A 21,955-nucleotide genomic window follows, 5' to 3' on the forward strand; every position below is an offset into this window, starting at 1 on the left:
TCTTAACACAGTATCCTTGTTGCCTTAAAGAAAGAGACTTATTCGGCAAATTCAGAGAGATAGGTCCACCTCTCAATGAGTCTTTCCAGTTCTTCGTTCAGCTGTTCGCTTTCCTTCATCAACTCTTGTGCCCGTTCGAAGTTGCTGCCGACTTTTTGGAGCTCGGCATCCGCTTCTTCTATTTTTGCTTCAATTCCTGCCATCTTATCTTCAATTTCATCCCACTCTCTTTTTTCCATATAAGAGAGCCTTTTTTTCTCTTTCTCCTTCACTTCTTTAACAGGGACGGGTTCTTTCGTTGAATCTGTCGGCTGCTTCTTATTTAAAGCTTCACTCTTCTCCAGATACTCAGTATATTCCCCGTAATAGAAATCGATCTGTCCATCACCATTGAATATTAACAACTGATCTGCTGTCTTATCCAGGAAGTAGCGGTCATGGGAAACCGTGATTACGACACCGGAAAATTCATTGATATAATCTTCAAGCACTGTCAGGGTTTCTGTGTCTAAATCGTTGGTAGGCTCATCCAGCAGCAGGACGTTGGGTTTTGACATTAATAGTTTTAACAGGAAGAGCCTTCGTTTTTCACCGCCAGACAGCTTTCGGATCAACGTTCCATGGGTGCTCATTGGAAAAAGGAATCTCTCGAGCATGGATGTAACGGAAACTTGTTCCCCCTTATCTGTCGTTATATACTCTCCCGCTTCTCTTATATATTCAATCATTCTCATATTTTCATCCAGTTCTTCATGACCCTGGGTATAGTAGGCGATCTTGACGGTCTGTCCTTTGATCAATTCTCCTTTTGTCAGCTCATCGGTTCCTGCAAGGAGATTGAGGAAGGTTGATTTTCCGCTTCCGTTTTTTCCTACTATCCCGATCCGGTCTTTAGGCTTGATCAGAAAAGAGAATTCATTTAAAATCCGCTTGTCTTCAAATTGTTTTGAAGCGCCTTTGAACTCATACACCTGCTTGCCTAAACGATTTCCTCCAATCGCCATATCGACTTGTCCATTGGACGGACCGGATGACATGGTATCTTCGAGGTGTTCAAATCGCTGGATACGGGCTTTTTGTTTCGTGGTCCGGGCTTTTGCTCCCCTTCTCATCCATGCAAGCTCTCTCCGGTAAAGATTTTGCTGTTTTTCGGATAATTGGCGTTCCACTTCTTCACGTGAAGCTTTGGCTTCAATAAAGGAAGCATAATTCCCTTTATAGGCATAGAGGCTGCCTCCATCCAATTCAAATATTCGATTTGTCACTTTATCAAGGAAGTACCGGTCATGTGTAACGAGTAAAACCGATCCGTTATATTTCCCCAAATAGTCCTCCAGCCACTTGATGGACTGGTAATCCAAATGGTTGGTCGGTTCATCCAATATAAGCAGGTCCGGAGTTTCAATGAGGACCCCCGCCAGGGCAACCCGCTTCTTTTGGCCACCGGATAATTCATTCATTTTCTTACCGAAATCATGGATGCCGAGTTTCGTTAAGATGGCTTTTGCATTGGCACTTGCATCCCAGGCATTGAGAAGATCCATTTGCTTTTGTGCTTCAAATAATTGATCTTGGACCCTTGGACTTTCCGGGTTCTTCTCCATCTCCATGAGCACCGTTTCATAGTTTCTCATAGCCTGGATGATCTTCGCTTCTCCGCTGAATACTTGTTGAAGCACGGTTAATTCCCCATCAAATGCAGGTTCCTGTTGAAGGTAGGCAATATAATAGTCGTTTGGCTTTGAAAGCTCACCGGTATCATAATCCTCCATTCCGGCTATCAGTTTCAACAGACTTGATTTACCTGTACCGTTCACTCCGATCAGTCCGACTCTTTCCTTCTCCGTAATGGAAAAGGATATTTCTTTAAACAGAGTCTTCTCCCCATATGTTTTGGAAAGATTCTCAGCTGTTAACATTCTCATTCTTGACCAGTCCATTCTTTATTGAATTGCTCTAGAAACCGCATCATGAATTCATGGCGTTCTTCTGCCAAAATCCTGCCGGTTTCTGTACACATTAAATCTTTCAACTTCAGTAATTTCTCGTGAAAATGATGGATGCTGGAGCTATCCCCATTTCTGTATTCCTCTACGGTCATATGTTCCCTCACTTGAAAACCAGGATTATACATCTCTCTGCCTTTCCTGCCCCCATAAGCAAATGTCCTGGCGATGCCGATCGCCCCGATGGCATCAAGGCGATCGGCGTCCCTGACGATTTTCGCTTCGGTCGCAGTCAATTCCGCTTCATGACCACCTTTATATGAGATGGAATAGATGATCGATTTCAGTAACGTCATGTCTTCTTCATTGAGTGTGAGATTCATTAGGATATCATCCAGCTTCTTTTTTCCTTCTTCTTCACCTACGAATTTCTCGTCCGGCACATCATGAAGCAGTGCCGCAAGCTCAATGATATATGTATGGGAAACCTGCTCTTCCCTCGCGATTCTAAGAGCCTGTTTTCTCACACGATCTAAATGATACCAATCATGTCCGGTTGATTCACCTATGTATTCTTGTTTTAAATAGTCTATTACTTGGTCCAGCTCTTTACGCTCCACATTTCCACCTTCTCTTCCATTGTACCAAATGATGTTCTACTTTCAGAATAAAAAGGAGTGGATGCCCGACTCTACACATCACTCCTTCTTTGATTTTTTCATTTACTTTCTGAAAACCAGCTTATACCAATTGTGTTTTCACCAGCATGTACACCGATCACTGCCCCGAGGGGATAGGCCCCAAATTCTATTTCCGGATAAGCTTGCCTCAGCTGTTCCATCCATTCCAAAGCATCTTCCCGATTTAAACCGTGTAATACAGATACTTTCCCTATTCTCCTATTTGCAAGAGCTAGATCCAACTGGTGGCTCATGCTGCTTAAGCCTTTTTTTATGCTTCTTACCTTGTCTTCCACTTTAAGCTTACCATCTTCAATGGAAAGCATGGGCTTTATCTTCAGGACGCTCCCCAGGAAGAATGATAGGCCGCCCATCCTTCCGCTTTTATGCAGCTGCTCGAGGCTTCCTACCATCACATACGTCTCACAGGAGTTGATTCTTTCTTCAATCGCCTCTTTTATCCCAAGGGGATCATTACCTTCCTCCGATAAACGTTTACCGTACTGAATCAATTCTGTCAACGGGTTGGAAAGTATTTTCGAATCGATGCAGCTAATATTTGGAGTGGTGTCCTTCAGTAGTTCCGCTGCCTGATAAGCAGACGAAAAGGTACCGCTGAAATGAGACGAAACATGGATGGAGAAGATATAGTCATAGTCCCTTGACAGTTGTTCAAATAATTCCTTAAACCTGCCGATTGAAGGCTGAGAGGTTTTCACTTCCACCTTTTCGTTCCTTAATTTAGAGAACAATTCTTCAGGGGACAGGTCAATGCCGTCCATATACTCCTTCTCCCCGAACAGGATGCTCATCGGAACTACATAGATGTCGTTTTCCCCACTCTCCGATTGATTTGGAACAAATGCAGTACTATCCGTTACCCATGCTATTCTCATGAAAAATTCCCCTTTTTTCTATTTATATGAGCTCAACTTAGGACTAGAAGTCCTTTCGCTTCAGTTGTTTCAGTGTATCTACAGAGAACGATATCATCTGTAACACATCATCGACCATTTCCTCCGTAATCACCCGGTTGAAGGTTAAAATCCCTTTATATGAGATCGGTTTAATGGAGGACTTCACTTCTTGCCACTCCCAATGTTTATCCTTCCCCCAGGCTTCTTCCAGGATCTCCATATGACGATGAAGTTTTTCATCACCTTTATAGACGATAAGAATGTCCGCTCCAGCCGTATTCTTTTCAGTCATCATCTTTCTTTCTGCCAGGAAATGCCCCATATCCGCCTTCAGATGAAACTCGATTGAAAGCGATTTTTCGTATGGGAGTGAATAATGGATTTGATAACACCGCTCATAATGAGCAAAATCAAACAAATCCTTCCGATCAAGTATCTGAATATCCCCTGTCAAGTCAAGATCGTAGACTGCTCCTTCAAAGATTACCTTTAAGTTATCAAATGCTGTCGGATCAAACATCTTTGCCCTCCTTTCCCTTCTTCTTCGTTAAAACAGTCCGATTGCCCTGCCGTCTTCATCTACATCCATTCCGAAGGCAGCAGGTTTTTTCGGCAGTCCGGGCATCGTCATGACTTCACCCGTCAACGCAACGATGAAGCCTGCTCCGATCTTTGGTTTCAGTTCGCGTATCGTGATGGTGAAATTCTCCGGACGGCCGAGTTTTGCCGGGTCATCAGAAAGGGAGTACTGCGTCTTGGCCATACAGATCGGGAGAACGCCCCAGCCACGTGTTTCAAACTCTTCCAACTGCTTTCTCGCTTTGACCGTGTACTCCACTCCACTTGCCCCGTATACTTTTTTGGCTATGGTTTCGATTTTCACCTGCAGGGAATCTGACAGTTCATAAAGGGGGGAGAATTCTTTTTTATTCCCTTCGATCTCCTCTAAGACCTTCTGTGCTAAATCGATACCACCTTCTCCGCCTTTAGCCCATACATCCGTTAATGAAACCTTTTTATTCTGGTTTTCACACCACTTGATCAAGGCTTGAATTTCATGGTCACTGTCTGTTTTGAACTTGTTGATCGCAATGACAAATGGCACATTGAATTGCTCCAGTGTCTCCATATGCTTCTTCAGATTGGACAATCCTTTTTCCAGGGCCGGAAGATTTTCTATTTGAAGGTCCTCTTTCGACTGGCCACCATGCATTTTTAACGCACGGATGGTGGCAACCAGTACAACGGCATCTGGAGATTTACCTGCAGCACGGGACTTGATATTCAGAAATTTTTCGGCTCCTAAATCTGCCCCGAACCCGGATTCTGTTACTACATAATCAGCAAGCTTCAAAGCTGTCTTTGTCGCCATGACACTATTGCAGCCGTGAGCTATATTGGCAAATGGACCTCCGTGGATAAGAGCAGGGGAATGCTCGATCGTCTGGACGAGATTAGGCTTTAGTGCATCCTTCAGTAATAACGTCAGAGCCCCTTCCACCCCGAGATCCTCGACGGTCACCGGTTGTTTGATCCGGTTATAGGCGACAACCATCTGACCGAGTCTTTTTCTTAATTCTCCGATACTCTGAGATAGACAGAGAACAGCCATGATCTCAGACGCAACAGAGATATCAAAGCCGTCTTCCCGTGGAACCCCCTGTACAGGCCCGCCCAGACCGACGATGATCTGGCGAAGGGAACGATCATTCATATCAATCGATCGTTTCCATACCACTCTTCTTTGATCGATATTCAATTCATTACCTTGATGAATGTGATTATCCACTAAGGCAGCCAGGGCATTATTCGCTGTGGAAATGGCATGGATATCCCCAGTGAAGTGGAGGTTGATGTCCTCCATGGGAAGCACTTGTGAATAGCCGCCACCTGTCGCTCCCCCTTTGATACCCATCGTTGGCCCAAGGGAAGGCTCCCTCATGGCAATGATGGTGTCTTTATTCAATCGGTTCAAAGCATCCCCGAGTCCCACAGTCACTGTCGACTTCCCTTCACCTGCAGGCGTTGGATTGATCGATGTTACGAGGATTAATTTCCCCGGTGAATGGTCTTTCAGTTTATGTATCGATTCAAAGGATATCTTTCCTTTGTACTTGCCATAAAGCTCCACGTCATCTTCTGTCAGGCCGATCTTTTTAGCAATGTCCACGATCGGCAGTAAAGTGGATTGTTGAGCTATCTCGATATCCGATAATACTTTTTTCTTTATTGTAGTCATGGAAGTTCACCCTCTTAGCTTCATTTTTAAAGTAACCGCGGCTTGTCTATTCCTATTGTATCTTTATTTTACACTATAAATGAACACTTTTGCTCTTCAAGCTTCTCCCCTGACGGGAATGATGGCGGATAGTAAAACATGATCGACTCCCGGGACGAGAATCGATCATGTTTATTTTTGAAACATAAATAATGTCGTGAACGTCAAAGCCTGCTTTAATTCATTGGAGAGATTGTCTGTGTGCGTCGGTTTCACGCCTTTTTTGTAGATATAGTTTTCACCGACCTTTTTCCATCCTTTATCATGGGCAAGCTTTTCCAATTCCCACGGCATCATGGTATTACAGATGACCTCTTTACCTTGGAGACGGGGATAGGCATTTTCCCTCGGATGAGCAGTCGGTCCCAATAATCCGATGCAAATAAATCCATCCTTCCTCACTATCCGTTCAATCTCATTCAATGTGTGTAAAGGATCTTCCGTCCATTCTACCGAATTGATCGCCATCACAGCATCAAATTGATCATCCTCGAACGGAAGGGCATTCAGATCCCCTTGTTCAAAGGACAGATTGTCCCTTTCCTGCTCCTTGGCAAGTTCAATCATGTTCCTTGAGAAGTCCACCCCTGTGACCCAGTATCCTTTTTCATACAACAGATAAGATCCGTATCCGTCGCCACACCCTAAATCCGCAACGGTTCTTGCTTTCCCTGCGTGATCATGAAAGAAAGGGATGACGGCTTTTCTGCTTCCAGTTGTCCACATTTCGACGCTTTTTGAATGCCAATTGTCGGCATTATCTTCCCAACGGGTTTTGGCGCTTGTATGCCATTCTGAACTTTTCATATGTACACCTCAATATTTTTTCTATACTGTTCTATATTCTCAGTTCATCGCCTTAATTCCTGCATGAAGGCATAATGAATCCAAACCTGAACATAATATTATTATGTAAACTTAAAATTATCCTGCCGTTCACATTATGATTTCTTTCTCATTTGTTCATACTAATGGTAAAGTCTGAACAGAAAAGGTGATAGATATGGAAGAAATCTCCAAGGTGCAACGGAATTATCATGGAGATATTATAAGCTTCCAAACCTCTTCCGGCCGTATCATTTCCTACCGGAAAGCCGTATTGGAAGCATCCGAAGGTTTACTTCAAGGTGTCACACTCAATGAGAATGAATGGGGAGAATCTGAGTTATCCAGTCTGGCAGTCGAAGATGGAACTTTTAACGACTATCCTTCTATATTTTGATTCCCGCATCCTCCATCCAAAAAGGACTTTCATTTTAAATGAAAGTCCTTTACCCTTTTCTTATGTTTTTGCGGCTTTTAAATGGATATATTCATTATTCACTGCGATTTTGAATCGTTCGCAGCCCTTCTACCCGGCTCTTTTCTTCCTCGAAGAATTGTACGAGATCACCAATGCGATCGATGGAATCCCAGCTTAAATGATGTTCGATTCCTTCCACATCTTCATAAATATGTTCTTCCTTCACTCCAATGACACGAAGGAATTGTTCCAACAGCTCGTGTCTGTAAACTAAACGCTTTCCTATCTTATTTCCCTTTGGAGTGAGAACAAGACCTCGGTATTTCTCATAAATGAGATAATCATCCTTATCAAGTTTCTGAACCATTTTGGTAACTGAGGAGGGGTGGACAGATAAAGCTTCTGCTATATCCGAAACTCTGGCGTAACCTTTGTTCTCAATTAACATATAAATCTGTTCTATATAATCTTCCATACTTGGTGTAGGCATTTTTTACCCTCCAAATTCCCATAAATATCATTAAAAGTTTACTATAACTACAGGATGAATACAACCCGGACCCCGAACGCCAAATCACTCACTCGTTCACCGTCATCTCTCCATAGTCAACTGATTCCTTTCTAAATTGGACGAATGTTGACTCGAAAAACGTCATATTGTATAGTTAAGACATCATTGAAGTGACCCGATGATTATGGCTTATATATCTGCCATAATCATCATTCATTTCGTGAAAACTATTTTCCAGAGGCACAACCGTGCTTGAACGATTTAGGAGGATTCTAACATGCAAAATGGTAAAGTAAAATGGTTCAACAATGAAAAAGGTTTTGGATTCATTGAAGTTGAAGGTGGAGACGACGTATTCGTTCACTTCTCAGCGATTCAAGGTGAAGGATTCAAATCATTAGAAGAAGGTCAAGAAGTTTCTTTCGATGTTGTTGAAGGAAATCGCGGACCACAAGCTGCAAACGTAGTCAAATTATAATCGTACAAAACAATAGATCAACATGATGAAGGGCAGCCCCTAAAATGGCTGCCCTTTATTTTTGATAGGCGTTGTTCTTATTCAGATATTCTCCGTATTGACGGATTTGTTCCCCGATGGTGCATTGTTCTATACAAAAGCGGTGAGCATACGTTTTACCATACTCTTTGCGAAAGTGTGCTTTCAGTAAGCAGTCGTTACAGTAGGTGTCTATAAGCTCATCCACTTTATCCACCACTTCTTTTCGATTCATGAGATCACTCCTAGATTTATTCACGCACAACCAATCATTGTATTAATAGAGTATATAATACACAGCAGAATTATTCTAATCGTTTATTACTGTGTACCTTAATGCCTTGAAGTGCCTGGTTGGCAAGCTTATCGGCTTCTTTGTTGTCTTTCCTGTTCAGGACGATCAGATTGGGTTTCAGCCCAAGCTTTTGGATCGATCCTTCAATTCGATCAAGCCACCTGCTCAACCCCTCTTCATAGCAAGGCCACTCTCCCCCAAGCTGCTTCATTGCCACCTGTGAATCTCCTTTAATCGTACAGGGCACATTTTTAACCCCGATTTCTTCAAGCAGCCCGAGAGCTATATGCAATGCCGCGTATTCAGCTTCATTATTGTTCTCGATTTCCTCGAGAAGTGCATTTTTTCTAATCCGAAAAGATTCCCCGCCTTTTTCATAATAGATGACGATTCCCGCACCCGCATAGTTCGTTTCTTTATCGAACCCGCCATCAAAGAACACTACGATGTTTTCAGGTTCCTTCTCTAACTCCTGATTCAATTTGATGTATTCTTTCCTTGTCCAAGAGTTTCCCATTTCATCAATGATTTCAAGATCAACGACCCTTCCCGTTTTCATCAGATCATCTACATGGATCAATGTTTCTTTCCGCTTGAAAAACCCGGATTCAAACCATATATCGGAAGCGGTTTTGCTTTTATATTTAAATTTAATTTTCATTTTCATTCTTCTTTCACTCCCTTTTCTTCATTTTATTGTTCAAAATCATTTTTCTTTGTATAATGAGGACTATTGTTTCATTCACTTATGAACAATAGGAGGACTTATTATGTTTAATATATGGTTTGGTCTGGTTTTTGTACTCATTACATTCTCATGTTTACTTGTCATGTATCGAATGTTTGGACGAACCGGACTCTTTGTTTGGATAGGGATTTCGACCATACTTGCAAACCTTCAGGTCGTCAAGACGATTGAAATCTTCGGTCTGACGGCGACACTCGGGAATGCCATGTATGGTACCGCCTTTCTGGTGACGGATATCCTGAACGAGAAGTATGGTAAAAAAGATGCACAGAAAGCGGTTTGGCTTGGATTCTTCACGTTGATCGTCATGACTATTATTATGCAACTGGCACTCTTATTTCAACCACATCCTGACGATTTCGCCCAGGAATCCCTTGCGACGATCTTTGGCATCATCCCGCGGATTGCACTTGGCTGCCTTGCAGCTTATCTTGTAAGCCAATTTACGGACGTGTATATCTTTACGTATCTGAAGAAGAAGTTCCCGACAGATGGCCAATTTTGGATCCGCAATAACGGGAGTACGATGGTGAGTCAACTATTGGATACCCTTGTCTTCACAAGCATCGCCTTCCTTGGTGAATATCCGATGCACGTTTGGTTCGAGATTTTCGTTACTACCTACCTTCTCAAATGGGTGATTTCCCTTATGGATACCCCGTTTGGCTATATTGCAAAACGATTTCCAAAGAATATGGGATGACCGAAGCCGGGTGTAGGCATTTTCACCCGGCTTTTGCTATGTATATGGAGGATATGGAGTGAAATGCCATGAAGCATTCTCCTTCCTCTCTCTTAATATGCTACTATATTTATATTCTGAATATGTATGAGGTGAATACGATTGTTAGAAGTATATATTGATGGTGCAAGTGCCGGGAATCCCGGACCAAGTGGAGCCGGTATATTTATCAAATACAACGGTGAAGTGGAAAAACATTCGATTCCTTTAGGGATCATGGACAATCATGAAGCTGAATTTCTCGCCTGCAAAAAGGCACTAGAAATCTGCTTGGAGAAGAAGACAGATACCGTATGGTTGAAAAGTGATTCTCAAGCTGTCGTTCATGCGATTGAGAAAGAGTTTGTACGTAATGCGCAATATAAATTATTGCTCGGAGATATATTGAGCTTGACGAAGCAAATGAACCTTTTCTTTGTCAAATGGATCCCAAGCAAAGAAAATAAAGCAGCTGATGAGCTGGCTCGTAAAGCCATCCACCTGAACTAAAGGGATCCCGTCCATATGATTTCGCCCTTATAATATTTCACAAGCGCTTTACAAACACTTACTAAAAAGACCATCAGAAAGGTTACAATCCCCCTTCTGATGGTCCCTGGCTTATGCCAATCCCTGTTTCTCCATCCACCTTAGAGCTTCCTTTCTGGAAGGGATTTTCTGGGAATGGAGTCTTTCTAATATGGACATATAGAAGCTGCTGTCAAATTGTTTCTGTGCTTTTAACGTAATTTCAATGGCACTATTGACCAGTTCATCCGGGGCGTCTGTGTATTTTTTGCCGAAATAGATGAAGCCTATCGCATCTTCCTGAAATTTAAAGCCTTTGTTTTCCAGATCTATGAGAAATTCTTCTGTTGTCTTTTTCACGTTTCTCCTCACCTTATCGCCACTTTGTCATCTCTTATCTTACAGAAAATCTCTTCTTTTGCCTATCCTTTTTGGAAAACAAGAAGGCAATGAAGCCAAGAAGGGAACCAAGTAATGCACCGCCCACCACTTCCTGTGGCTGGTGCCCAAGCATTTCCTTCAGTCTCTTAGGTTTCTTCTCTTCGAATTCAACGGTTTCCTTTTCATGCGCCTTCCTGACAAGCTCATCGAGACTATTTACTTTAAGAGTCAATTCACCGGTTTGGCGGCGAATTCCCTGGGCATCGTACATGACGATCAGACCAAAGATGAAGGAAAGAGCGAAATCAATCGTTCTTACCCCTCTTTTTAACGCAATGAATGTCGTCAAAGATGCCACTCCGGCACTATGGGAGCTTGGCATTCCCCCTGTCTGAAAAAACAGCTCAGGCTTCCACTCCTTCTTTTTCAAAAAGTGCAACGGAATCTTCAATCCTTGGGCAAACGCAATACTGATCAGTGCGGTAATGATTCCTTTATTCACCCTAACACCTCCCTTATTCGTAGTGTGTCCTAAAATTCTCTGTACATGGGATATTTGTAGGCAACCAAGACAAAATAGTAAAGATCACACTAAAGGAGGGTCTTTACTATGACTAAAGGAAACAATAAAAATAAAGGGAAAAGCGCTAATAGTGTTAACCCCCAAGGAATTTCACAGGATGCTGAATTCGCGATCGAACCGAAAAGCGCATTAGAGAATGCAGCTAAAAAATCGAATAAAAAATAAACCTCAATAAAAAAGTGTCAGGCTTAAGTCCCTGACACTCTTATCATATTTAGCTTGAAGCCGCCAGCACATTCGAACCAACTAAAAACCTTCTAAGAACTTTAAGCTCTAATTCGTCCACAAGCGTAAGTGTATCATGTGATACATGCTCCCACCTGGCTTCTTCAACCGACACTGAAAGAGGTACTTCACAATGAATTTCAGCCAGTTTCCTTGAAACATGCAGCATGTCAAGGTCTTCCTCAATCTTCTTCCGTTGTGAAGGAGTCAGTTCATGCAGATTGGCAAGGATACCGGAAATATCCTGATACTGTTGAATCAGTTTCATGGCTGTTTTCTCCCCGATCCCTTTTACTCCTGGATATCCGTCACTAGTATCTCCCATGAGTGCTTTCACATCAATGAACTGTTCCGGGGTGATGCCCTTTTCTTCCACAAAGAGGTCTTTCGTATAGGTCTGATAATTCCCAAAGCCTTTTTTCAGGAGCATGATGTCAATGTTGTCATCAAGAAGCTGCAGGAGATCCTGGTCTCCACTTAGAACGGAGACTTTTCGCTCGGATCGATGGAGCTTTGCCAGTGTCCCGATACAATCGTCTGCTTCATAACCCACTACGCCCACATTGGAAAGATTGAATCCTTCAGCCACTTCTTTTGCAAGGTCGAACTGAGGGATCAGTTCAACAGGGGGTGCATTCCGATTCGATTTATAGTCATTGAACACTTCGTTACGGAAAGTCTGGCTCCCCATATCCCAGCATACAATGATGTGTGTAGGCTTCACATGATCCGCTGCCATGAGCAGATGTTTCATGAACCCCTGGACCCCATTGGTCGGGAGGCCTTTTGAGTTCATCATGAATTGGCCCGTTACGGCCGTTGCAAAGAAAGAACGAAATAATAATGCCATTCCATCTATTAATAATAAATGCTCATTTTTATTTTCCAAGTCATCCACTCCTAACCCCGTCGTTTCGTACATACCTTTTAAAGTATAACACATCAGCATAAACAGCTAATTGGAAAAGTGATGAATCTCTTCCAATTAGCTACTCGGTATTATTCTTTTTCCACCCTGTGCTCTTCGTACGAAACCCAATCGCTATAACTTCCTACATATAGCTTCACATCAGTAAATCCGGCTTCTTTAAGAGCAATAAAATTTGGGGTTGCCGTTACACCAGATCCACAGTAGACAATGACGGGCTCATCTTTTTTAAGCTTCGAGAAACGTTCCTTCTGCTCATCGGGCCCAAGGAAATACCCTTCATTCATCCCTTCCGTCCATGGAAGGTTGATCGCGCCGGGAATATGGCCCGGAATACGGTCGATCGGCTCTTCCTGACCAGAGAACCGTTCTCTGCTCCTGGAATCAATCAAAGGGATCATTCTATCTCCATCAGCAATTTCCCGTATTTCATCCAAAGTGGCCAGAATGCCGTCATTTACGTTCGGATGATAATTTGTTGCAGGATAATGGGGAACGGAGGATTCGGTCTTTCCAGAACCCTTCTTCCACGCGGCAAATCCACCATTCAGGATAAAGACATTTTCATGGCCGATATAATGGAATAACCACCAGCACCTGCCCGCAAAAGCCCCTTCCTTCTCATCATAAATCACGATGGTTGTTTGTTTATCGATCCCCGCATCCTCCACTTTACGAAGGAAATTCTTCATATTTGGGAGGGGGTGTCGTCCCCCGTGCTTCTTCGCATAACCGGATAAATCTTTTTCAAGGTCAAAAAAGACGGCACCGGGAATATGGCTTTCATTGTATCCTTCCCGGCCTTCTGCAGGATTCCCTAACGAAAAACGACAATCGATGATTCTGACATCCCCATCGTCCATATGTTCTTTAAGCCACTCCGCATCTACCAGCACACTCATGGTTTCATCCCCCTCTTCTTCATCAATCTCCGCACTTCTTCCTTCGGTTCCCAACAAGAAAACTGATAGGTCGTTTTGGTCTCATAGCCTAATCTTGAACAATAATAGGAGGTCTTCTGCTCTTTTTTCACCCCTTCTATGTGAATACAAGTAGCACAGCAATGATAAGGATTCACTATGGATGTCCTCCTTCTTTTCTAAGCCTCCTCGAGACATATTAAATCTCGTTTCAACTGATCCAGGTCCTGGACGGTCTCGAGTGCTTCAAGATAGGATGTAATCTGATCGGTCACCTGACTTAGCAGCTCTTCTTTAAGCAACTTGAATTTCTCTTCCAAATAGGATTGCCCCCAAGTGTCCAACCTTGACCGTTCCTGTGTCAGGTAACGGTCTGCAGGTTCTTGAAGCAAGGCTTCCAATTTTTCCTGCACCACTTTCTTTCCGCCTTTTTCAAAGAATTGCTTTGGATTCTTGAATGTGGAGAAAGCTTCTTCAAATGGTCGCAATTCCGTTTGGTTAAAAGCGCTCTCAAATTCAATGCTCGTTTCATTTTTATAATCCATTGGGGACAGGACGAGATCTTGTTCCACCCGCTGGATTTTTTCTTCCATTGCAGCCCATTGATCTCGGAGCTGCTTCTGAATGAACTGCTGAATCCGCAGGGAGGTAGCCCGCATTTCCTGAGCCAGATCAAACCCGATACTTGATAAAAATTCCTTTAATCCTTCACGGATGGCCTGGGATTGAGATGGATATTGAAGAAATAACCCGGAATGAAATGCTTCTTTATAGAAGTCCGGCACCCTGAAAAATACTCTTTGTTTTACATAATGCACGAGTTCCTTGGATTCCTGCAACATCTCCACTGTAAAGGGATCCCGGGATATGCCGTCAATGATGGATTCAACCTCGGACTTCCGCTCCAGAAGCTCCCTCTTCCTTGATTGTTTATACGTCTTTTCACTGGAAGCGGAGTGGAGATATTGTTGAAAACGCTTCAGCCCTCTCTCCCACTCCCCAAGAGCGGATTCGATACTCATGCTCACTAATTCATTCTGGATGAAGGTTTGGAATTCCTTCTTAAAAGCATCCATCCCTGATTGAAGTCGTGCGGATTCTTTAAGTGCCTGAAGAGATGATACTCCGAAAATCCTTGGAAAACGGATTCCATATTGAATCAATTGGTCTTCCACATAATCAATGACTTCATTTTTTTCTTTTTCATCACTTGCGAGGTCGATGGCATTGACGACAAAGAACATTTTATCCAATTCGAAGGTGTCTTTCACTCGACCCAATTGAATAAGGAATTCCCTGTCTGCCTTGGCAAATGCATGATTATAATAGGTCACAAATAGAATCGCATCGGCATTCTTGATATATTCGAAAGCAACACCGGTATGGCGGGCATTGATGGAGTCAGCACCCGGTGTATCGACGAGGGTGATCCCCTGTCTTGTTATCTCACAATCGAAATAGAGATCGATGGACTCCACAAAGCAGGCTTTCGTCTCATCGGCTACATATCCTTTATATTCTTCAAGATCTACCTTCCTCCTGCTGCCGAGGGTGTCCTTAAATGAAGGATACCCTGTTAGAAAGGCTTGAAGGAAAGAAAGATGTACATTTTCTTTCCCGCTTCCTTCAGTCGATAAATCTGGTATCATTTCCGCGGCTTCGTGCAGGGAAGATGCATTGCGATTAAAAAACGAAAGGGAATGATTGATGTCTGCCATTAGCTGTTCACCGGTTTTGATGTGTACATGGGCCGTTTCATGCTCACACTCTTTCGATACCGGATTGATCCTGTTGATGGAGGCGGTGGTGGGATTCGGGCTCACCGGTAGTACTTTTCTTCCTAACAGGGCATTGGCAAACGATGATTTCCCGGCACTGAATGCACCGAATAATGCGATGGTAAAGGATTGACTCGAGAGGCGCTCTCTCTTTCCGTCCAATAGATGTGCCATCTTGGTAAACCCATTGTAATTCCTGAACACATTCGCCATCGTTTCTAACCGTTGAATCGCTTCGTCTTTTGACGAGAGCTGCTCCTTGATGTCCGGGGATTGATTTATGTCGCGTTCTTGTCCCGAGTCCTCTTTACGATCCAGAACCACATCGGAAGCAAGTGTATAGGTTTCTTCTCTCTCTTTCCATTTCACGGTCCATTCTGACATAATCGTCTCCGCACGTGTTGGATCAACTTCCGCTTTCCTCAATCTTCTGATTTGAGCGTCCTTCTCTTCATTGAGTGAATTCCATTGATAAATGATGCCTGTTTTTTTCTGAAGCTCTGCCAGTTCTTCTTCCATGCCGGCATTCTCTTCGGGCGATGAGTTTTCAATTTCGGTTATCAGTCCTTCGATCAACCCGCTCGTTTCATTTCTTGCTTTTCTTTTCAACTCCTCAGAAAGATCATCACAGTATTGGAGAACATAATCACTCGAGACTCCTGCCCCTTGTTTAATTAAATCGACAAGGAAATGATCGTCCACTTCAAGGTTCAATCGGTCCCATTCCACCCGCTGATCAGATGAAGGGATATATTCTTTCACGATGTTTTTACCAAGCGTCTTTAAGTGCCATTCGAGTTGAGATTCGATCCGTGAGTTGATATCCTCTTTGAACCTTTGAAGTCTCAGTGCTTTTTCTTCTTCTGTCTTTTGCTTGGAGAACAGGAAGCCGACTTTGAAGTCCTGTTGCCTGCTTTCCAGGAAGTCCTTTGCTAATTCCCTTGTTTCAAAAGGCATTAAATAAGCATTCTTGAGGATTTCCCTTCGCTCTTCTTCGAATTGATCTTTTATGGATGCGACATCATTTTTTGCCAGTGTATCGACGAGCTTTCTTTCTTTTAGAAGGATGGAGTCTTTCTTTTCCCATTCTTCGTCTGTCAGGAAATCCAGGGCTCTATCCTCAAGTTTTTCAAGCTCTTCCTCATACCATTTCTCATGTTCAGATCTCAATTGCGAAATAGCCGAGACTGCCGAGTCTTCAATCAGTTCATCCTTCTGTTTGACCTGGCCATCAATCAGTGCCTTCAATTTTTCAAGGTCATTGTTAGGATGGTCGGGATTTTTCAAACTTGTAAAAAACGTGCCATCGGGTACTACTCCCCAAGAGGCGAATGAATTTTTGACGCTTTCCTGGAACTCGCTGAAAGATAATTCTTCCTCCTGATGCTTATCGATCTGGTTCACAATCAGATACAATTTGACACCATGACGCACCATTTCCTTGGTGAACTCAAAATTCACCTGTGATTGGACATGGTTATAATCCATTACATAGAAAACTGCGTCGGCAAGGTGAATCGCCGATTCCGTAGACAGCCTGTGGGCATCGTCCGTACTGTCAACTCCCGGAGTATCCAAAACGGAAACCCCTTCAGGCACGGCACTTCTCTCCCGACCGATTTCTACAGAGTATACGTCTTCCCCGTTTTTACAGAAATTCTTAATGGTCTCAAAATCATACGGTGCCTTAAAAAAGAGGGGCTGGGACTGATGATAATGAATCTTTGCAAAGTCCGTTTGGGCATGATGCACCTTTACCAGATTCGCACTGGTTGGAATCGGACTGGATGGCAGGATGTCTTCACCCATCAACCGGTTGATCATCGTGGACTTCCCAGCGGAAAAATGGCCGCAAAAAGCAAGGATCAATTCATGATTATTCAACTTTTCTGCAAGCCGTTCAACCTTGGAAGCCCTCTCCCCATCCCCATTCTGGAGGAAGATGTCGTAGTAAGCCGTAAGTTGGTTTAACGTATTATGTAAATGTGTGCTCTTATGTTCAATCTGACTCATAGTCTAATCTAATTCCTTTCTGCACTTAAGAAGAATGATAACGTTTTTATTTTATCGTATTTGAATCAAATTCTCTATGAAATCCTACCGGAAAGAGTGATCTGAGATTGATAACAGTATATGCGAAGGATTGAATGAGGGGAAAAGACAATATGGAATCATGTTTCTAAAAGGCTATATTTGTAAACTTTGTTGCTATGGAAGGTAGAGAGTAATGGTTGATTTCCGCTTCAGGTGCTCGCTTTCCGCGGGGCTGGCGGTGAGCCTCCTCGGCTTCGCCTGTGGGGTCTCACCTGTCCAGCGTTTCCCGCAGGAGTCGAGCACCTTCCGCTACAATCAACTTTAATGTAATTGGAGGATTAATCTACCTCTGTACACCTCTAAAAAACATCATTTTCTATGTGTGGAGAGGTCAGTTTCAGTTTGAATAGTAAATTAAAATGCTGTTTTATTCGTTTTTTCACTGTAGGCTCTGTCACGCTATCTCATTTAGATGGGGAGGGGAACGGCGTAGACTCCTGCGGAAAAACGGACGAGACAAGACCCCGCAGCGAATGCGAGGAGGCTTGGCCGTTCGTCCGCCGGAAAGCGAAGCCGTTCCCCTCCCCATCTATCCATACATACATAGACAGGGCCTCAGAGTTCCTATGTTAGAAAACAACAATCTTTGCGAAAAGAGCTTTCTAAAAATAACTAAGTCACGGTTTAGCAGGTGATCAATTGAATCATTATTGACTAATATCTATCTGATTTTCTGCAATCTATAACAAATACATCAATCCCAAGACCTTTTTGGTATTTGTTTAATCTGATTTTTCACATATAGAAGCACAGAGTGGATTGGAGAGGAAGGCACTTGACTCCTTCGGGAAATAGAGGAAAAGTCTAGACCCCGCAGGGCAAAGCCCGAGGAGGCTTGACTTCCTCCCCGAGGAAAGCAAGTGCCTGAAGCGGAAAGGAACGGTCCAAGTATAATAGCTGTCACTTTTACAAACAAAGACAAAAAAAAGCCTCTTCCGAAGAAGAAGGCCCTGTTTATCGTGTTGTTTCAGTTGCGATTAAGTTTGAGTGAACAAAAGATTTCGAGTTCGACTGGTATGAAGATACGTTCTTCCGCTGTGCCGGATTCTTCATTACATTAGATAATACATACTTCATCGTGAAGCCATACGCTACTACAGTAAACAATATCAAAAACCCTACCATTCTTGTCCCCACCCTTTTGTAAAAATACTTGTACTTGAGAATAATTTTCATCTTCAATTAGAATCTTATCAAAGTTGATAATCATTTTCAATAAGAAAATCATTTTTCTTTTTTGAATAGGGGAATCCATCCCTTCGTGTTGAGATGGACCTTCTCATACTCCGTCTCCTCCTTCAGGGCATGTTCCTCGAGAGGGATTCGGATAGAAAGAATGAATTGATTTAATAATGCAAAGATGAAAAGTGTCCAATAGGCTTGAAAAAGCAATGGAACAATCAGGAACTCAAGGGTTACAATCAAATAGTTCGGATGCTTCAAGTGTTTATAGGGACCTTTGGCTATGACCTTAGCCTCGGGGAGGACAATGATCTTAGTGTTCCAATACCTCCCAAGCGAAGCGATCGACCAGATCCTCCCGAGCTGAGTCAGGATAAAACCGCCAAGCAATAACGGCCAATAGTGATTGACACCTGAGTGATAGAACCCCCCCTCTATGACTAGGGAAATGAAAAATGCAACATGGATGCCGACCATCAGCTTATAATGAGCCTGTCCGTATTCTTTTGCGCCCCGCTCCTTCATCCACTTTTCATTCGATCTTGCAATATACAGTTCCACCAGTCTTTGAATCATCAGTACCGAGAAAAACAATACAAAATACAGCATCATTCCCACCTCATCAACAAAAGCTCCGAACTGAACCCAGGTCCCAAAGCAGTGCCAAGACCAATATCTCCCCGTTCACAGCCTTTTTCCATAAATTCCTTGAGGACATAAAGAATCGTGACAGAGGACATGTTGCCATATTCCTTCAATACCCTCATTGATTCAGTTGTCATCCTTTCATCCATTCCTAAAGCATCCATGTAAGCCTCAATCACTTTCTTTCCACCTGGGTGGGCCACAAAATGCTTAATGTCCCGGAGTCCGATCCCGTTCGCTTCAATGAATCCCTCTACATTCGGACGCAGCCAATTTTTCACCAATGTGGGAATGTCCTTCGAAAATACAACATATAATCCATTTTCCTTCACTTCCCATCCCATGACATCCAATGAATCCTGGAGCAGCGTCGACTGAGTGGCAAAGATCGTTGGCAAAGGATGCCGGACGCCTTCTATTGCCGGGCTGTCATCCCCGCAGACAAGGGCACATGCCACACCATCAGCGAAAAGGGACGTCCCGATCAAATTGCTCTTTGATCGATCTCCGTGTTGAAAGGTCAATGAGCAAAGTTCGATCGAAAGAACAAGAACATTTGCCTTTGGAAAGGCTAAGCAATACTCATACGCCCTTGATAACCCCGACGCCCCCCCTGCACATCCCAAACCCCATATCGGAATTCGTTTAATATGGGGAGAAAATGGGAGCCTGTTCATGATCCGGGCTTCCAGACTCGGGGTTGATAGACCTGATGTTGATATGGTGATGATGGCATCGATATCTCCCATTGAGAGCCTATGACGTGAAAGGCTCTTATGGACCACTTTACTCCCCAATTCTACGGCATGGTGGATGAATTCATCGTTCTTTTCCTGAAAGGTATGCTCCTTGGAAAACCACTCCAGGTCCTTTACGAAATAACGGCTTGCTATTTCCCCGTTTTGAAACACATTTATGAGACGTCCTATATCTTTAAAACTTGAAGAAAACAATTGCTTTGCAAATTCAGCGGCTTCATTTTGCGTGATTTTAACTGGCGGAACCTCAGTTTCCACTGAGAGTATTTTCGGCATGCACGACCACTCCTTACACTTCCATATAAGGATAGCTTTTCCACCAAGGCAAAAATCATGTATGAAGTGTTATTTTTGTTTTAAACACCTCTCTATAAATAGTTCTTTAGTATGAAAAGAGGACGAAAATATCATCCTTTAATCCTAGTCCGTATGGTATGATTATAGTGACAAAATACTGGAGGATACGACATGATTTTAACTAAAAGTGTCACCGATATACTTAATAGTTCAGTAGAAGCGATTAAAGGAGTCATCCCTTTGAGTGTTACTGTTTTAAAACTTTCATTGCTGACAGAGCCCTTCAGTCAGCATAAGATCGGTGTACTCATCGGGTTCACGGGTGACGTAAGAGGAAGAATGATCATTGATGGAGAAGAAGAGAGCTTTCAAGGTTTGGGAGCATCCATGTTTGGAATGCCCCTTGAAGGTGAAATGCTTGAGTCATTCGCGGGTGAGCTCGGGAATATGATTGCAGGGAATCTAGCTACTCTCCTTGCACAGGCCGGTCATTCACTCGACATCACACCACCGACCGTGATTGTGGGGCAATCGAAGATGTATGGTTTCGACAAAGCCTTAAAACTACCGATTTCCATTGAAAATGTTGGTGATTTTTTAGTGATACTGATGATTGAATAGAAAATAGATAAAAGGCTGACCTTCAGCGAAAGGTCAGCCTTTTATCCTGGAATCAAAAACCGTTGATCGTCATTCCTCCGTCTACAAAGAGGGTTTGTCCGGTAATATAGTTTGAGGCATCCGATGAAAGGAATACCGCCGGGCCTACCAATTCCTCGAGCTCACCGATCCTTTTCAAAGGAGTCACTGCCAGTATATCGTTTACATACTCTTCATTTTGCAGAAGTTCCTTTGTTAAAGGTGTCTTGAAATACCATGGACCGATACTGTTAACATTGATATTGTGTTTTCCCCATTCCATGGCTAATACCTTCGTCATTTGAATCATGGCTGCTTTCGTGGAAGCATATACGACCCCGGTTCTGAGGGCAACGTGGCCTGCGACGGAGGCAATGTTTATGATTTTCCCCCGGCCCCTCTCTTTCATATGCCTTCCTACTTCCTGGCTCATCATAAAGGCTGATTTCAAGTTCGTATCCATGATTTTCTGCCATTCATCATCCGTTACCGAAAGCGCTTCCGAACGTATATTCATCCCTGCATTATTGATCAGGATATCGATGGACAAGCCATGGTCTTCTATGTAGGTGATCACCTTGTTTATTTCATCACGTGATGTCACATCTGTCGGGAGGATATGAGCCTTCCTCCCCAGCTTCTCGATTACACCAGCTGTTTCTTCCAAATCATCCCTGGTTCTGGACAACAGGACTACATCGGATCCTGACTCCGCTAATCCAATACTGAGGGCACGTCCAATTCCCCGGCCTGCACCTGTGACAACGGCCAATTTACCTTTCAATGAAAATGAAGGAACAAACAAATTCTCCACCGCCTTATCTGTTATTCGAATCTTCTTTATTTTAGCACAGTAAGCCTCATCGGTGATCTTTTTTCACTTGCTGATGATGGACCTCGATGTGTATCTTCGCTTCCACCGGCATCCGGCATTGAGGGCACATCATCTTATCAGAGAAGATTTGACAGCATTGTTTACAATAATATTTTTCCATTTGATCATCACCTTCCTCTTCATTCCTACACCTTATGCAAGAGTTCACGAGAATGAACACATCCGAGTGCCTATTTTTAATCATTTCACACTTTTTTCACAAACCATCCCTTTAGGTGTGACATTTATCACAGATTCAAAGAGGTGTACCCGCTTATGATTGAACTA

Annotated in this window: 25 protein-coding genes; 6 read left to right on the plus strand and 19 right to left on the minus strand. The window is 43.2% G+C overall.

Annotation, left to right across the window (positions count from 1 at the left end; translation table 11 throughout):
• Window positions 1–38: 38 nt before the first annotated feature.
• The 6 genes from P8596_RS14045 to P8596_RS14070 form a co-directional block, all read right to left on the minus strand.
• Window positions 39–1,925, minus strand: a complete 1,887-nt coding sequence (locus tag P8596_RS14045) for an ABC-F family ATP-binding cassette domain-containing protein (RefSeq protein ID WP_279724177.1) — start codon at window positions 1,923–1,925, stop codon at window positions 39–41.
• The gene (locus P8596_RS14050) at window positions 1,922–2,566 is read right to left on the minus strand and encodes an HD domain-containing protein (protein ID WP_279724178.1); all 645 of its coding nucleotides are present in this window, start codon (window positions 2,564–2,566) and stop codon (window positions 1,922–1,924) included. The genes P8596_RS14045 and P8596_RS14050 overlap by 4 nt, the downstream gene beginning before the upstream one ends.
• A 98-nt stretch (window positions 2,567–2,664) precedes the next feature.
• On the minus strand, window positions 2,665–3,522 hold the full coding sequence (locus tag P8596_RS14055) for a DegV family protein (RefSeq protein WP_224519679.1): 858 nt from the start codon (window positions 3,520–3,522) through the stop codon (window positions 2,665–2,667).
• A gap of 43 nt (window positions 3,523–3,565) precedes the next feature.
• Window positions 3,566–4,063 (minus strand): hypothetical protein, encoded by a 498-nt coding sequence (locus P8596_RS14060; protein WP_254651719.1) that lies wholly within the window; start codon window positions 4,061–4,063, stop codon window positions 3,566–3,568.
• 27 nt (window positions 4,064–4,090) lie between these two features.
• The gene (locus tag P8596_RS14065) at window positions 4,091–5,782 is read right to left on the minus strand and encodes a formate--tetrahydrofolate ligase (protein ID WP_279724179.1); all 1,692 of its coding nucleotides are present in this window, start codon (window positions 5,780–5,782) and stop codon (window positions 4,091–4,093) included.
• A gap of 171 nt (window positions 5,783–5,953) precedes the next feature.
• A complete protein-coding gene (locus P8596_RS14070) occupies window positions 5,954–6,628 on the minus strand; it encodes a class I SAM-dependent methyltransferase (protein ID WP_279724180.1) in 675 nt (224 codons plus the stop codon).
• Between the two features lie 196 nt (window positions 6,629–6,824).
• Between P8596_RS14070 and P8596_RS14075 the strand changes: the two genes are divergently transcribed.
• A complete protein-coding gene (locus tag P8596_RS14075; RefSeq protein ID WP_224519675.1) occupies window positions 6,825–7,043 on the plus strand; it encodes a DUF3892 domain-containing protein in 219 nt (72 codons plus the stop codon).
• A 94-nt stretch (window positions 7,044–7,137) separates the two neighbouring features.
• Here the strand turns inward: P8596_RS14075 and mntR are convergent, their stop codons facing one another.
• Entirely contained in the window at window positions 7,138–7,554 is a 417-nt protein-coding gene (gene mntR, locus P8596_RS14080) for a transcriptional regulator MntR (RefSeq protein ID WP_279724181.1), read from the minus strand.
• A 298-nt stretch (window positions 7,555–7,852) separates the two neighbouring features.
• On the opposite strand from mntR, the gene cspD reads away from it, so the two are divergent.
• Entirely contained in the window at window positions 7,853–8,053 is a 201-nt protein-coding gene (cspD, locus tag P8596_RS14085) for a cold-shock protein CspD (RefSeq protein ID WP_034758543.1), read from the plus strand.
• 55 nt (window positions 8,054–8,108) lie between these two features.
• Here the strand turns inward: cspD and P8596_RS14090 are convergent, their stop codons facing one another.
• Together P8596_RS14090 and P8596_RS14095 are read right to left on the minus strand one after the other, a co-directional pair.
• Complete coding sequence (locus P8596_RS14090; RefSeq protein WP_224519674.1) at window positions 8,109–8,306, minus strand: zinc-finger domain-containing protein; 198 nt, start codon at window positions 8,304–8,306, stop codon at window positions 8,109–8,111.
• A 70-nt stretch (window positions 8,307–8,376) separates the two neighbouring features.
• A complete protein-coding gene (locus P8596_RS14095; RefSeq protein ID WP_224519673.1) occupies window positions 8,377–9,033 on the minus strand; it encodes a reverse transcriptase-like protein in 657 nt (218 codons plus the stop codon).
• A gap of 103 nt (window positions 9,034–9,136) precedes the next feature.
• On the opposite strand from P8596_RS14095, the gene P8596_RS14100 reads away from it, so the two are divergent.
• Together P8596_RS14100 and P8596_RS14105 are read left to right on the plus strand one after the other, a co-directional pair.
• Window positions 9,137–9,817 (plus strand): queuosine precursor transporter, encoded by a 681-nt coding sequence (locus tag P8596_RS14100; protein ID WP_279724182.1) that lies wholly within the window; start codon window positions 9,137–9,139, stop codon window positions 9,815–9,817.
• A gap of 141 nt (window positions 9,818–9,958) precedes the next feature.
• Window positions 9,959–10,345: a reverse transcriptase-like protein gene (locus P8596_RS14105; protein ID WP_034758532.1), complete on the plus strand. Its 387-nt coding sequence runs from the start codon at window positions 9,959–9,961 to the stop codon at window positions 10,343–10,345.
• Window positions 10,346–10,456: 111 nt separating this feature from the next.
• On the opposite strand, the gene P8596_RS14110 is transcribed toward P8596_RS14105, so the two are convergent.
• Together P8596_RS14110 and P8596_RS14115 are read right to left on the minus strand one after the other, a co-directional pair.
• Window positions 10,457–10,723: a DUF6123 family protein gene (locus tag P8596_RS14110; protein ID WP_034758529.1), complete on the minus strand. Its 267-nt coding sequence runs from the start codon at window positions 10,721–10,723 to the stop codon at window positions 10,457–10,459.
• A gap of 34 nt (window positions 10,724–10,757) precedes the next feature.
• A complete protein-coding gene (locus P8596_RS14115) occupies window positions 10,758–11,246 on the minus strand; it encodes a divergent PAP2 family protein (protein ID WP_224519671.1) in 489 nt (162 codons plus the stop codon).
• Between the two features lie 108 nt (window positions 11,247–11,354).
• Here P8596_RS14115 and P8596_RS14120 point away from each other — a divergent pair, with 108 nt between their 5' ends.
• A complete protein-coding gene (locus P8596_RS14120) occupies window positions 11,355–11,492 on the plus strand; it encodes a small, acid-soluble spore protein L (RefSeq protein WP_224519670.1) in 138 nt (45 codons plus the stop codon).
• A 49-nt stretch (window positions 11,493–11,541) separates the two neighbouring features.
• Here the strand turns inward: P8596_RS14120 and P8596_RS14125 are convergent, their stop codons facing one another.
• From P8596_RS14125 to P8596_RS14150, 6 genes are all read right to left on the minus strand, one after another.
• Entirely contained in the window at window positions 11,542–12,474 is a 933-nt protein-coding gene (locus P8596_RS14125) for a 5'-3' exonuclease (protein ID WP_481900341.1), read from the minus strand.
• 77 nt (window positions 12,475–12,551) lie between these two features.
• Window positions 12,552–13,382 carry a sulfurtransferase gene (locus P8596_RS14130; RefSeq protein ID WP_224519668.1) on the minus strand — a complete coding sequence of 277 codons (831 nt, stop codon included), beginning with the start codon at window positions 13,380–13,382 and terminating at the stop codon, window positions 12,552–12,554.
• Window positions 13,379–13,558: a hypothetical protein gene (locus P8596_RS14135; RefSeq protein ID WP_034758519.1), complete on the minus strand. Its 180-nt coding sequence runs from the start codon at window positions 13,556–13,558 to the stop codon at window positions 13,379–13,381. The genes P8596_RS14130 and P8596_RS14135 overlap by 4 nt, the downstream gene beginning before the upstream one ends.
• A gap of 21 nt (window positions 13,559–13,579) precedes the next feature.
• Complete coding sequence (locus P8596_RS14140; protein WP_279724184.1) at window positions 13,580–17,191, minus strand: dynamin family protein; 3,612 nt, start codon at window positions 17,189–17,191, stop codon at window positions 13,580–13,582.
• Between the two features lie 1,305 nt (window positions 17,192–18,496).
• Window positions 18,497–19,060 carry an isoprenylcysteine carboxyl methyltransferase family protein gene (locus P8596_RS14145; RefSeq protein WP_224521063.1) on the minus strand — a complete coding sequence of 188 codons (564 nt, stop codon included), beginning with the start codon at window positions 19,058–19,060 and terminating at the stop codon, window positions 18,497–18,499.
• 2 nt (window positions 19,061–19,062) lie between these two features.
• Window positions 19,063–20,133, minus strand: coding sequence for a type III polyketide synthase (locus tag P8596_RS14150; protein ID WP_224519666.1), 1,071 nt, complete (start codon window positions 20,131–20,133; stop codon window positions 19,063–19,065).
• Window positions 20,134–20,325: 192 nt separating this feature from the next.
• Between P8596_RS14150 and P8596_RS14155 the strand changes: the two genes are divergently transcribed.
• On the plus strand, window positions 20,326–20,775 hold the full coding sequence (locus tag P8596_RS14155) for a chemotaxis protein CheX (protein ID WP_279724185.1): 450 nt from the start codon (window positions 20,326–20,328) through the stop codon (window positions 20,773–20,775).
• Window positions 20,776–20,827: 52 nt separating this feature from the next.
• On the opposite strand, the gene P8596_RS14160 is transcribed toward P8596_RS14155, so the two are convergent.
• Both P8596_RS14160 and P8596_RS14165 read right to left on the minus strand, forming a co-directional pair.
• Window positions 20,828–21,598, minus strand: coding sequence for an SDR family NAD(P)-dependent oxidoreductase (locus P8596_RS14160; protein ID WP_034758496.1), 771 nt, complete (start codon window positions 21,596–21,598; stop codon window positions 20,828–20,830).
• A gap of 55 nt (window positions 21,599–21,653) precedes the next feature.
• Complete coding sequence (locus P8596_RS14165; RefSeq protein WP_256503891.1) at window positions 21,654–21,788, minus strand: hypothetical protein; 135 nt, start codon at window positions 21,786–21,788, stop codon at window positions 21,654–21,656.
• Window positions 21,789–21,955 lie beyond the last annotated feature (167 nt).

It is taken from the genome of Rossellomorea sp. DA94, assembly GCF_029834455.1.
Lineage (GTDB): Bacteria > Bacillota > Bacilli > Bacillales > Bacillaceae_B > Rossellomorea > Rossellomorea vietnamensis.